This window comes from Burkholderia sp. LS-044, assembly GCF_004803625.1.
GTDB lineage: Bacteria > Pseudomonadota > Gammaproteobacteria > Burkholderiales > Burkholderiaceae > Burkholderia > Burkholderia cepacia.
Window position 1 is genome coordinate 17,076 of record NZ_SSWO01000020.1, and the last position, 11,174, is coordinate 28,249.

At 64.3% G+C, this 11,174-nt stretch carries 12 protein-coding genes and 1 pseudogene; 5 read left to right on the forward strand and 8 right to left on the reverse strand.

Features of this window, described 5'->3' with window-relative positions:
* Positions 1 to 39: 39 nt before the first annotated feature.
* A complete protein-coding gene (gene adk, locus E9536_RS34720) occupies positions 40 to 702 on the forward strand; it encodes an adenylate kinase (protein ID WP_021162571.1) in 663 nt (220 codons plus the stop codon).
* 215 nt (positions 703 to 917) lie between these two features.
* Here adk and E9536_RS34725 read toward each other — a convergent pair.
* A pseudogene (locus E9536_RS34725) lies at positions 918 to 1,109 on the reverse strand (transposase); the annotation flags it as partial.
* A 184-nt stretch (positions 1,110 to 1,293) separates the two neighbouring features.
* Complete coding sequence (locus E9536_RS34730) at positions 1,294 to 1,863, reverse strand: AidA/PixA family protein (protein ID WP_081072864.1); 570 nt, start codon at positions 1,861 to 1,863, stop codon at positions 1,294 to 1,296.
* A 508-nt stretch (positions 1,864 to 2,371) separates the two neighbouring features.
* On the opposite strand from E9536_RS34730, the gene E9536_RS34735 reads away from it, so the two are divergent.
* Entirely contained in the window at positions 2,372 to 3,130 is a 759-nt protein-coding gene (locus tag E9536_RS34735) for a 3-hydroxyacyl-CoA dehydrogenase (protein ID WP_060195152.1), read from the forward strand.
* A 70-nt stretch (positions 3,131 to 3,200) separates the two neighbouring features.
* Here E9536_RS34735 and E9536_RS34740 read toward each other — a convergent pair whose 3' ends face one another.
* Together E9536_RS34740 and murJ are read right to left on the reverse strand one after the other, a co-directional pair.
* Positions 3,201 to 4,043 (reverse strand): SirB1 family protein, encoded by an 843-nt coding sequence (locus E9536_RS34740; RefSeq protein WP_027789283.1) that lies wholly within the window; start codon positions 4,041 to 4,043, stop codon positions 3,201 to 3,203.
* A gap of 8 nt (positions 4,044 to 4,051) precedes the next feature.
* Positions 4,052 to 5,602 carry a murein biosynthesis integral membrane protein MurJ gene (murJ, locus tag E9536_RS34745; RefSeq protein ID WP_027789282.1) on the reverse strand — a complete coding sequence of 517 codons (1,551 nt, stop codon included), beginning with the start codon at positions 5,600 to 5,602 and terminating at the stop codon, positions 4,052 to 4,054.
* Positions 5,603 to 5,906: 304 nt separating this feature from the next.
* Between murJ and rpsT the strand changes: the two genes are divergently transcribed.
* The gene (gene rpsT, locus E9536_RS34750; RefSeq protein ID WP_006482211.1) at positions 5,907 to 6,179 is read left to right on the forward strand and encodes a 30S ribosomal protein S20; all 273 of its coding nucleotides are present in this window, start codon (positions 5,907 to 5,909) and stop codon (positions 6,177 to 6,179) included.
* Positions 6,180 to 6,335: 156 nt separating this feature from the next.
* Here the strand turns inward: rpsT and E9536_RS34755 are convergent, their stop codons facing one another.
* Positions 6,336 to 6,656, reverse strand: a complete 321-nt coding sequence (locus E9536_RS34755) for a DUF3579 domain-containing protein (protein ID WP_021162567.1) — start codon at positions 6,654 to 6,656, stop codon at positions 6,336 to 6,338.
* A gap of 413 nt (positions 6,657 to 7,069) precedes the next feature.
* Between E9536_RS34755 and argF the strand changes: the two genes are divergently transcribed.
* Positions 7,070 to 7,999 (forward strand): ornithine carbamoyltransferase, encoded by a 930-nt coding sequence (gene argF / locus E9536_RS34765; RefSeq protein WP_027789281.1) that lies wholly within the window; start codon positions 7,070 to 7,072, stop codon positions 7,997 to 7,999.
* A 90-nt stretch (positions 8,000 to 8,089) separates the two neighbouring features.
* On the opposite strand, the gene murB is transcribed toward argF, so the two are convergent.
* Positions 8,090 to 9,139, reverse strand: coding sequence for a UDP-N-acetylmuramate dehydrogenase (murB, locus tag E9536_RS34770; protein ID WP_136472349.1), 1,050 nt, complete (start codon positions 9,137 to 9,139; stop codon positions 8,090 to 8,092).
* A gap of 137 nt (positions 9,140 to 9,276) precedes the next feature.
* Here murB and E9536_RS34775 point away from each other — a divergent pair, with 137 nt between their 5' ends.
* Entirely contained in the window at positions 9,277 to 9,762 is a 486-nt protein-coding gene (locus E9536_RS34775; protein ID WP_021162564.1) for a YajQ family cyclic di-GMP-binding protein, read from the forward strand.
* Positions 9,763 to 9,841: 79 nt separating this feature from the next.
* Here E9536_RS34775 and plsY read toward each other — a convergent pair whose 3' ends face one another.
* Positions 9,842 to 10,480: a glycerol-3-phosphate 1-O-acyltransferase PlsY gene (gene plsY / locus E9536_RS34780; RefSeq protein WP_027789279.1), complete on the reverse strand. Its 639-nt coding sequence runs from the start codon at positions 10,478 to 10,480 to the stop codon at positions 9,842 to 9,844.
* Positions 10,481 to 10,594: 114 nt separating this feature from the next.
* On the reverse strand, positions 10,595 to 11,086 hold the full coding sequence (ybaK, locus tag E9536_RS34785) for a Cys-tRNA(Pro) deacylase (RefSeq protein ID WP_027789278.1): 492 nt from the start codon (positions 11,084 to 11,086) through the stop codon (positions 10,595 to 10,597).
* Positions 11,087 to 11,174: the final 88 nt, after the last annotated feature.

Genomic DNA, 11,174 nt, shown 5'->3' on the forward strand with positions numbered 1-11,174 from the left:
GCGTCTCGCCACACGAATCTACATACTGGAGATATCACCATGCGTTTGATCCTGTTGGGCGCGCCCGGCGCGGGAAAGGGCACCCAGGCAAACTTCATCAAGGAAAAGTTCGGCATCCCGCAAATCTCGACGGGCGACATGCTGCGCGCGGCCGTAAAGGCCGGCACGCCGCTCGGCGTCGAGGCGAAGGGCTACATGGACGCCGGCAAGCTCGTTCCGGATGCGCTGATCATCGGCCTCGTCAAGGAGCGCCTGAAGGAAGCCGACTGCGCGAACGGCTATCTGTTCGACGGCTTCCCGCGCACGATCGCGCAGGCTGACGCCATGAAGGAAGCGGGCGTCGCGATCGACTACGTGCTCGAGATCGACGTGCCGTTCTCGGAAATCATCGAGCGCATGAGCGGCCGCCGTACGCACCCGGCATCGGGCCGCACGTACCACGTCAAGTTCAACCCGCCGAAGGTCGAAGGCCATGACGACGTGACGGGCGAGCCGCTGATCCAGCGCGACGACGACAAGGAAGAAACCGTCAAGAAGCGTCTCGAAGTGTACGAAGCGCAGACCAAGCCGCTGATCACGTACTACGGCGACTGGGCGCAGCGCGGCGAGGAAAACGGCCTGAAGGCCCCGCAGTATCGCAAGATCTCGGGCCTCGGCGCCGTCGAGGAAATCCGCGAGCGCGCGTTTGACGCACTGAAGTAAGCAGCGCGTCGCGCACCCGCAAGCCGCCCGCTCCGGGCGGCTTTTTTTTGGTTCATCACGGATTACCGGGGAACGCGAGGCAGACTGCCGGCGATCGGCCGATTCCGTTGGAATACTCGGCTCGGACGACGTCCATAACTCACTTGCACTTGCGATGCGGTTCGGTTGAATCGATGCGCCTGACTTCGAAGAAGCTTTCGCCTCTCATCGCATGGTTACACCGCCATCGCAGTCATCTCGTTGCCGAGCGGCGCCGACCGTTTAGACATTCGTCGCAGGTTTTGCGCAGTTGTTGCCAACAGGAATTCGTCCTGCACTCCGCTCAGCTCTCGTGGCCTCAAGCGATCGAGCTTCAAAATTCGCTTCAGATGCGCGAACAGCATCTCGACCTTCTTTCGCTCGCGGCGCTATTGTTTGAACTCCGGTGTGCCCATAGCTTCCACACCACGTCCCGAGCATTTTCGTGAACGCGCGCGCAATCTTGCGGAACGGCATTGCAAGGAACCTTATCGACTCGAAATTGGGGCGGCTTCATTTTCAACGACTGCCGGAGAGATATCGCCGCCCCTTAACGTCAATTGGATTCCCGGCTCAAGCGTGGCAGGTAACTTTCGGGTCCCACTGATAATATCCAATCTTGCCGATATTTCCAGTTCTGCGATCAACCTCCATTAACGCAAACACTATAATATAATTATCTGTGCCAGTGCCAATAACAGAAGAATCGATACGGTTATCCAGAAACTGCTTAATATCGTAAGGCTCACCTTTGTCAATGTTGTAACCCAAATAAGACCCCGGGACATCACGCGGAGGGCCCTTAAATTGAAGGACATGCAGGATCCCGTTAGGTTTGATCGCAACCAGGGCTCCCGCATGGTTGATGTTTCCACTGAAGGAGAGACCGCGCCAACGGACGGTATCGCCGGTAAGGCCATAAATCGTGAGATCCGGTGTCGCGTTTGTTTTGGGATCCACATACTCCTCAGGAGCAACCAGATAGGCATATTTTACCGATTCCGGCCCGTGTTCGATCCACGTGGCGGCCTGAGGAGTATTATTATTCTTTATTGGATAATCGTGCAGAATTAACTCGACGTCAAACAATGCAACAATTTCGATTGTTGCGGGTGCGCCAGCGAGAATTTCTCGATGCCCCATGATTTTCTCCGAATTAAATTTGTGTCAAAGCAAAGGTGCTTGCGGCACCCGTTTCTCTTCTGGATTTAAAATCTTCTCGATCGAAGAATTCGAATCTCTCCAAAGAGTTCTCGCAGCGTAGGCGGAATTGGCGCGCGAATCGATTACACTCGATTACAGTCCGATGTGGCCGATAGAGGAGTATTGCCCACTAGCGGATTCCGCGCGATTCGCAGCAGTGGGACGGACAGCGATATCCACGGAAATTCGCGAAGACCCTTTTTTGCCCGGGCGGAATTCGCACGATCGTTCCGGTCTCGCCGTCACGCGAGGGTGCCCCGTACAATCGGTCGAGTGCGGGCGCCTCCGTTACCGGCGTGCCGGCATTTCAACCGGTCACGCGGCAGGAACCAGGCAACCGCCTTGCATGGGATCGCCCCAAGCGCTGAAGCGCCAACGGCGGTCGACCGCCTTGCATGGGACCGCCCTAAGCGCTGAAGCGCCAAGGGCGGTCGACACGGAGACAGTCATGGAAATTCGCGGCAACGTATTTCTGATCACGGGCGGCGCATCCGGCCTCGGTGCCGGCACGGCGCGGATGCTCGCGCAAGCAGGCGGCACGGTCGTGCTCGCCGACCTGAACGACACGGCAGGCACCGCGCTCGCGACCGAGCTGGGCGGCATCTTCGTGCACTGCGACGTGTCGAGCGAGACCGACGCGCAGGCGGCCGTCGACGCAGCGACGCGCGCAGGCACGCTGCGCGGCCTCGTGAACTGCGCCGGCATCGCGCCCGCCGCGAAGACCGTCGGCAAGGACGGCGCGCATCCGCTCGACGTGTTCGCGAAGACGATCAACGTGAACCTCATTGGCACGTTCAACATGATCCGGCTCGCGGCCGCCGCGATGGCCGCCACCGCGCCGACCGCGGAAGGCGAGCGCGGCGTGATCGTCAGCACCGCGTCGGTCGCAGCATTCGACGGGCAGATCGGCCAGGCCGCGTACGCGGCGTCGAAAGCCGGCGTCGCGGGCATGACGCTGCCGATCGCGCGCGACCTGTCGCGCAACGGCATCCGCGTGATGACGATCGCGCCCGGCCTGTTCGAGACGCCGATGCTGCTCGGCATGCCGCAGGACGTCCAGGACGCGCTCGGCGCGATGGTGCCGTTCCCGCCGCGGCTCGGCAAACCGGCCGAATACGCGCTGCTGGTGCGCCAGATCGTCGAGAATCCGATGCTCAACGGCGAAGTGATCCGCCTCGACGGCGCGATCCGGATGCAGCCGAAATAAGCACGCAAAAAAACGCCCGCATCGCGGGCGTTTTGTCATTCACGGTTCCGGCAGGCAGCACGACGGCGGCTCAGTCCTCGCCGTCGCGCTGCATCCGCTGCCGCAACTCGGTCACTTGCGATTCGACGACGGTCGCATCGTCCGCGTCCGGCCGCTCGCCGAGATACTGCTCGAGATCCTCGAGTGCGGGGCGCAGGTAGTCGAGCCGCGCATACGCGAAACCGCGGTCGCGGACTTCGTCGAGATGCTCGGGCAGCAGGATCACGAGCCGCTGCTGCACCGCGAGCAGCCGTTGCCAGCGCTCCGTCTGAAGATAGATCGTCTTCAGGTTGCGCAGCATCCGCGCGATGATCTCGCGGCTCGTCGCCGGCTGCAGCAGTGCGCGCAACGCGCTGTCGACCGCACCGGCCGCACGCGCGACGTACGGCTCGAGCATCTCGACCATCTCGGCTTCGGACAGCGAATGGCCGTTGGCCGGGTCGATGATCAGGTCGCCGTCCGGAAGCGTGACGCGCAGCAGGAAATGGCCGGGGAACGATACGCCGCGCGCCGGCACGCCGATCTGCTCGGCAAGCTCCAGGTACAGCACCGACAGCGAGATCGGAATCCCGCGCCGCCGCTTCAGCACGGCGTTCAGGTGGCTGTTATCGGGGTCGTAGTAATCGTTGTGATTGCACGCGAAGCCGAGCTCGCGGAAAAAGAAGTCGTTCAGCGCGGCGACGCGGCCCTTCAGGTCCGTGTCGTCGGCGAGCCGCCGGCGCAGCCGCGCCGCCAGCATGTCGAGTTCGGCCAGCGTGCCCTGCAGGTCGAGGTCGGGATAGGCGTCCTGCGCCAGCGACAGCGCCGCTTCCGTGACGGGCAGGCTGTCGTCGTCTGCCACGAGCGTGCTGAAGTAGTCGAGGACGCGGGTCATTGCGGTCGTCACTTGGCGCGCCTTCTGAAATAAGCGTATTTGAAGCCCATCACCCACAACATACCGAAATATAGTGCAGCGAACAGCACGAGGCACGCGGCCATCAGCGCGATGCGATCGAGCGGCTGCGTACGCATCCCGGTCCAGTCGAAGCTGATCGACAGCCAGTGCATCAGGCCCGCGAGCACGAGCGCCGCGCCGATCAGCTGCACGAAGAAGCGCAGCCAGCCCGGCGACGGCTGGTAGATGCCGCGCTTGCGCAGCCCGAGGAACAGCAGCAGCGAGTTCAGGCACGCGCCGACGCCGATGCTCAGCGTCAGGCCCGCGTGGCCGATCAGCGGCACGAACACGTAGTTCGAGATCTGCGTGACGATCAGCACGCCGATCGCGATTTTAACGGGCGTCTTGATGTCCTGCTTCGCATAGAAGCCCGGCGCGAGGATCTTGATCAGGATGATGCCGACGAGGCCGATCCCGTAGGTCGCGAGCGCGCGCGCGACCATCGTGACGGTATGCCCATCGAACTTGCCGTAGTTGAAGAGGGTCGCCGTGAGCGGCGTCGCGAAGAAGAACAGCGCGAGCGCGCTCGGTGCCGCGAGCAGGAACGTGACGCGCAGCCCCCAGTCGAGCAGCGCCGAATACTCGTGCGAATCGGCGTCGACGTGCGCCTTCGACAGGCTCGGCAGCAGGATCGTGCCGAGCGCGACGCCGAGCAGCGCCGTCGGGAATTCCATCAGGCGGTCGGCGTAGTTGATCCACGACACGGCGCCCTGCCCGAGCCGCGACGCGATGTTGGTGTTGATGATCAGCGACAGTTGCGCGACCGACACCGCGAACGTCGCGGGCACCATCTTCGCGAGCACGCGCTTCACGCCCGGGTGGCGCAGCGCGCGCAGCGGGTTGAGGCCGATCAGCGGCACCATGTCGATCTTCTTCAGGCCCGGCAGCTGCACGAGGAACTGCAGCACGCCGCCGACGATGACGGCCCATGCAAGCGCGAACACCGGCACCTTCAGGTGCGGCGCGACGAACACGGCCGCGGCGATGAACGCGACGTTGAGCAGCACCGGCGCGAACGCGGGCAGCGAGAAGCTCTTGTACGTGTTCAGCACGCCGGATGCGAGCGTCGTCAACGAGATGAACACGATGTACGGGAACATGATCCGCGTCATCGTGACCGCGAGCGGGAACGCCTGCCCGTCGGTGTGCAGGCCGGACGCGACCGCGAACACAACCCACGATGCGCCGGCGATCCCGAAGACCGACAGCACGGCAAGCGCCCACGCCAGCACCGTCGACATCGCGTCGACGAGCGCTTTCGTCGCATCGTGCCCCTGCTGGTTCTTGAACTCGGCGAGGATCGGCACGAACGCCTGCGAGAACGCGCCTTCGGCGGACAGGCGGCGCAGCAGGTTCGGGATACGGAAGGCGACGTAGAACGCGTCGGTGTATTGACTGGCGCCGAACGCACGGGCGATCAGCGTCTCGCGGGCCAGTCCGGTCACGCGCGACAGCAGCGTGAAGCCGCTGACCGTCAGCAGGGCTCGGAATAGATTCATGGGGCGCTTATTATACGGACGTTGCGTGGCCCGGCCAGCGGCCGATGCCGAAAAGCGCGCACGCCGCCGGTGCCCCGCCCGACGGTTGTCATGTTCAACTTGCCACTCGCTTGATTTTGTTGCTATAATCGCCGGTTTCTGGGCTCGTACATGCACGGCAACTGCCGTTTTCATGTCCCGGCCTCGGTTAAAATCACCGTTTTTTTATGCGCCCCTGGGCAATCGTTCTCAGGGGACGGATCGAAAAGCAGCGCTTGGCCGTCAGGCTCCAAGCTCTGGAAACAGGACAGGATAAGGAACCGTCATGGCTAACTCCGCACAAGCACGCAAGCGCGCCCGCCAGGCCGCGAAGGCAAACTCGCACAACTCGGCGCTGCGCTCGAAATTCCGTACCGCGATCAAGTCGGTTCGCAAGGCTGTTGAAGCCGGCGACCAGGCAAAGGCTGCCGAGCTGTTCAAGGCTGCCGTGAAGACGATCGACACGATCGCCGACAAGAAGATCGTTCACAAGAACAAGGCCGCTCGCAGCAAGAGCCGCCTCGCCGCGGCCGTCAAGGGTCTGCAGGCAGCAGCGTAATTCCGGTGCGCCCGCTCACGCGGGCGCTCCTGTTTCCTGCGATCGCAAAAAAGCCCGCCTAGGCGGGCTTTTTTGTCGCCTGTCGCCGGCGCACATCCTGCGGGCCGGCGACGTGTGCCAGGGCGGGCGCCGCATGCGCCCTCGCCCGTGCCGGCATCACTTCTTCGCGTCGTAGTCCGGCAGTTCGCACGCCTCGGTGACGACGAGGTTGTTGTCCTTCGCGAAATTCAGCACGAAATCGAACGCCATCGGCTCGACGTCGCGCAGCCGGGAATCGAGGATCACGCATTTGAGGTCGCCGAGCATCGTCGGACGCACGTAGAGCGAATACTTGAGACGCGCGTTCGGCCCGCTCGCCCCCGGCCCGAAGCAGGCCATCACACCGGCCAGACGTTCCGACCAGTCGCTCGGGCGAAACTTTTTCCCGTCTTTCGTGATGCCCTGGATGAAGAATTCGGTCGGAGGGGTTTCAGCCATGTGGTTACCCAAGTGACGGCCCGGCGATGTCCAGGCAACGGCGCCTGGATACGCGAACACAAAGCTGAAACGGACGGCGGCACAAGCATTCAGATGCCCCGAAAACGAGACGTCGACGTGTGCCGCCGGCGGACTGCACCGGATTTGTGCAGCGCACGGCTTGTGTCCGGCAGAGCGCGAAGAGGCTTGCCTGCCGGGCTGGAGAAAACTTTTGGATTATACCGCAGCGCGCCATCGCGCGTCGTTCCGACACCCCTCCTCCTGTGCCGCCCGCAACGCACGGCGATCGCGCCCCGCTTCTCTCCCTGGCTCGTCAAAGCACAGAAAATCCTTTATGCTGCTTTGAGTTATCCACACCCAACGGCGGCGCCGTCCGGCCTTGCTGCCGGGTGCAACCCGCCGCATTTCGCTTCATGACCGCCAAAACCATTCGTCACTACCTGCAGTTCAAGGATTTCTCGCTGGAAGACTACGAGTACGTGCTCGAACGCACGGGTATCCTGAAGCGCAAGTTCAAGAACTACGAGACCTATCACCCGCTGCACGACCGCACGCTCGCGATGATCTTCGAGAAGAACTCGACGCGCACGCGCCTGTCGTTCGAAGCCGGGATCTTCCAGCTCGGCGGCCACGCCGTCTTCATGAGCACGCGCGACACGCAGCTCGGTCGCGGCGAACCCGTCGAGGATTCCGCGCAGGTGATCTCGCGGATGGTCGACATCATCATGATCCGCACGTTCGAGCAGGAGATCATCCAGCGCTTCGCGGACAACTCCCGCGTGCCGGTGATCAACGGCCTGACGAACGAATACCACCCGTGCCAGGTGCTCGCCGACATCTTCACGTACTACGAGCACCGCGGCCCGATCGCCGGCAAGACCGTCGCGTGGGTCGGCGACGCGAACAACATGCTCTACACGTGGATCGAAGCTGCGCAGATCCTCGGCTTCAAGCTGCGCCTGTCCACGCCGCCCGGCTACGCGCTCGACATGAAGCTCGTGTCGCCCGACAGCGCGCCGTTCTACGAGGTGTTCGACGATCCGAACGAAGCGTGCAAGGGCGCCGATCTCGTCACCACCGACGTGTGGACGAGCATGGGCTTCGAGGCCGAGAACGAGGCCCGCAAGCAGGCATTCGCCGACTGGTGCGTCGACGAGGAGATGATGGGCCACGCGAACCCGGACGCCCTCTTCATGCACTGCCTGCCCGCGCACCGCGGCGAAGAAGTGACGGCCGGCGTGATCGACGGCCCGCAGAGCGTCGTATGGGATGAAGCGGAAAACCGCCTGCACGTGCAGAAGGCACTGATGGAGTTCCTGCTGCTCGGCCGCCTCAAGCACTGACGCGCCGGCACCCGGCAACCCATGTAAAAAGCGCCGATCGACGATCGGCGCTTTTTGTTCGGGCCCGCGAAAAGCGGTGCGAAACCCCGGTTACAGGCAGACGGGTTCGGGCTCGAGCTCGACGCCGAAATGCGCGCGCACGTCGGCCTGGATCGCCCGCGCCAGCGCGAGCACGTCGGCGCCCGTCGCGCCGCCGCGATTGACGAGCACGAGCGCCTGGCGGTCGTGCACGGCCGCCGCGCCCAGCACGCGCCCCTTCCAGCCGCAGCGGTCGATCAGCCAGCCGGCCGCGAGCTTGACCTGGCCATCCGGCTGCGGATACGACACGATCTCGGGCGCGCGGGCGCGCAGCGCCTCGAATTGCGTGGCATCGATCACCGGATTCTTGAAGAAGCTGCCCGCGTTGCCGAGGACGAGCGGATCGGGCAGCTTCGCGCGGCGGATCGCGACGACGGCGTCGAACACGTCAAGCGGCGCGGCCGCATCGGGTGCGATGCCACGGGCGTCGAGTTCGCGCGTGACGTCCGCGTAGCCGAGCCGCGGCGCCCATTGCTTCGGCAGCCGGAACGTCACCGACACGATCGCGAACCGGCCAGCCCCTTCCCGCTTGAAGAAACTGTCGCGATAGCCGAACGCGCAGCGCGCGGCGTCGAAGCGCTCGCTGCGCCCGGTCGCCAGCTCGACCGCGACCAGCGAGTCGAAATACACCTTCATCTCGAGACCGTATGCGCCGATGTTCTGGATCGGCGCGGCGCCGACCGTACCCGGAATCAGCGCGAGGTTCTCGAGGCCGGGCATCCCGTGCTCGAGCGTCCATGCGACGAATGCGTGCCAGTTCTCGCCGCCGCCGGCCTCGACGTACCACGCATCGTCGTCCTCGCGCACGACGCGGCGGCCCTTGATTTCATCGAGCAGCACGATACCGTCGAAATCGCGCGTGAACACGACGTTGCTGCCGCCGCCGAGCACGAGCCGCGGCAGGTTCGCGACGCGCGGGTCGCGATGGAGCGCCTCGAATTGCGACGCATGCGTGACGCGCGCGGCAAGGCGCGCGGTCGCGGCAATGCCGAACGTGTTGTGCGCGGCGAGCGGATGGTCGGGAAGCAGCGACAGGGTGGAATCGTCAGGAGGCATCGGCATTCGCGGTCACGTCCGCCCGGGCGGCGCATGGCCGGCCTTGGGCAAACGGAGGGGCATCGGTAAAATGGCAAACAGTCCGCAATTATAGCGAGTGCCCGCGCGCGAGCCGGGCGTCCGCATCTCAAGGGAGGAATGCCATGCCATCGTTCGACGTCGTTTCCGAAGCGAACATGATCGAAGTGAAGAACGCCATCGAGCAGTCGAACAAGGAAATTTCGACGCGCTTCGACTTCAAGGGCTCCGACGCGCGCGTCGAGCAGAAGGAGCGCGAGCTGACGCTGTTCGCCGATGACGATTTCAAGCTCGGCCAGGTCAAGGACGTGCTGATCGGCAAGCTGGCCAAGCGCAACGTCGACGTCCGCTTCCTCGACTACGGCAAGGTCGAGAAGATCGGCGGCGACAAGGTCAAGCAGATCGTCACCGTGAAGAAGGGCGTGACCGGCGATCTCGCGAAGAAGATCGTGCGGCTCGTGAAGGACAGCAAGATCAAGGTGCAGGCGAGCATCCAGGGCGACGCGGTGCGCGTGTCGGGCACGAAGCGCGACGACCTGCAGAGCACGATCGCAATGCTGCGCAAGGACGTGACCGACACGCCGCTCGACTTCAACAACTTCCGCGACTGATCGCCGGACGATCCGTCACGTCATCCTGCCGGGCCCCGCACACGCGGCGCGCCCGGCGTGCGGCAAGCGCTGCGCTTTCTCAGGCCTTGCCGCCGTCCTGTGCGCCGCCGTCCGCGGCCGCCTTCTTCTTGTCACCGATCCGGCTCTCCTGCCCCGCCAGCAGCTTCGAAATGTTGCCGCGGTGACGCCACACGAGCAGCACGCTCATCGCGAGCACGGCCCATGCGACCGGGTTGTGGCCCGTGCCGAACAGGAACACGTCGAACACCGGCGCGAACACGGCCGCCACCAGCGCCGCGAGCGACGAATAGCGGAAGAAGAACGCGACGATCAGCCAGGTGAGCGCGGTCGCGAGCCCGAGCACCGGGTGCACGGCGAGCAGCACGCCAGCCGCGGTCGCGACGCCCTTGCCGCCCTGGAAGCGGAAGAACACCGGATACAGGTGGCCAAGGAACACGGCGATCGCGACCCATGCGACCGCGACGTCGGGCAGGCCGAAGCGGCGGGCGAGCCAGACGGCAATCCAGCCCTTGAACGCGTCGCCGACGAGCGTCAGGATCGCGGCCTTCTTGTTGCCGCTGCGCAGCACGTTGGTCGCGCCGGGATTCTTCGACCCGTACGAACGCGGGTCGGCCAGGCCCATCGCGCCACTGACGACGACGGCGAACGACACCGAACCGATCAGGTAGGCAACGAGGGCGGCGAGCAGGATCTGCATGCGGTGGACTCTTCTTTCAACGTATCGGTAAAGGGACGGCTGCGCGGCAAGCCCGCAAGCCGAAACGGCGCCCATTCTACCGAACGGGCGCGGCCTGCCACGAAGGTGAAACCCTCAGTCGACACTGGCGCACTGTACGGGCTGCGCGCCGAGCAGCGACGTGAGCACGGCCGGCGCAAGACTGACGAGGTAGCCGCGGCGGCCGCCGTTCAGGTAGATCGTCGGCAGTTCGAGGATCGTCGCCTCGACGTAGACGGGCATCGTCTTGCGCGTGCCGAACGGCGACGTGCCGCCGACGAGATAGCCCGAATGGCGGTTCGCGACCTCGGGCTTGCACGGTTCGACGCGCTTCGCGCCGATCTGCCGTGCGAGGTTCTTCGTCGATACCGTGCGGTCGCCGTGCATCAGCACGATCAGCGGCTTCGCATGCTCGTCTTCCATCACGAGCGTCTTCACGACGCTGTGCTCGTCGACGCCGAGCTGGCGCGCCGATTCGCCGGTGCCGCCGTGCTCGACGTAGTCGTACGGATGCTCGCCGAACGCCACGCCGTGGCGGCGCAACAGCTGGGTGGCAGGGGTTTCGGACACGTGTCTGGATTTGCTCATGGCGGCATTTTAATGGTGAACGACCGGCTGGCGCGCAATCGCGCCCTTGGGCCCTTGGGCCCTCGCACCCGCGCCGGCGGTATACTCG

What these genes read in the sequence shown, in the direction of transcription:
- adk (WP_021162571.1), top strand. Translation starts at nt 40, where the DNA reads ATGCGTTTGATCCTGTTGGGCGCGCCCGGCGCGGGAAAGGGCACCCAG.
- E9536_RS34730 (WP_081072864.1), bottom strand. Translation starts at nt 1,863, where the DNA reads ATGGGGCATCGAGAAATTCTCGCTGGCGCACCCGCAACAATCGAAATT.
- E9536_RS34735 (WP_060195152.1), top strand. Translation starts at nt 2,372, where the DNA reads ATGGAAATTCGCGGCAACGTATTTCTGATCACGGGCGGCGCATCCGGC.
- E9536_RS34740 (WP_027789283.1), bottom strand. Translation starts at nt 4,043, where the DNA reads ATGACCCGCGTCCTCGACTACTTCAGCACGCTCGTGGCAGACGACGAC.
- murJ (WP_027789282.1), bottom strand. Translation starts at nt 5,602, where the DNA reads ATGAATCTATTCCGAGCCCTGCTGACGGTCAGCGGCTTCACGCTGCTG.
- rpsT (WP_006482211.1), top strand. Translation starts at nt 5,907, where the DNA reads ATGGCTAACTCCGCACAAGCACGCAAGCGCGCCCGCCAGGCCGCGAAG.
- E9536_RS34755 (WP_021162567.1), bottom strand. Translation starts at nt 6,656, where the DNA reads ATGGCTGAAACCCCTCCGACCGAATTCTTCATCCAGGGCATCACGAAA.
- argF (WP_027789281.1), top strand. Translation starts at nt 7,070, where the DNA reads ATGACCGCCAAAACCATTCGTCACTACCTGCAGTTCAAGGATTTCTCG.
- murB (WP_136472349.1), bottom strand. Translation starts at nt 9,139, where the DNA reads ATGCCGATGCCTCCTGACGATTCCACCCTGTCGCTGCTTCCCGACCAT.
- E9536_RS34775 (WP_021162564.1), top strand. Translation starts at nt 9,277, where the DNA reads ATGCCATCGTTCGACGTCGTTTCCGAAGCGAACATGATCGAAGTGAAG.
- plsY (WP_027789279.1), bottom strand. Translation starts at nt 10,480, where the DNA reads ATGCAGATCCTGCTCGCCGCCCTCGTTGCCTACCTGATCGGTTCGGTG.
- ybaK (WP_027789278.1), bottom strand. Translation starts at nt 11,086, where the DNA reads ATGAGCAAATCCAGACACGTGTCCGAAACCCCTGCCACCCAGCTGTTG.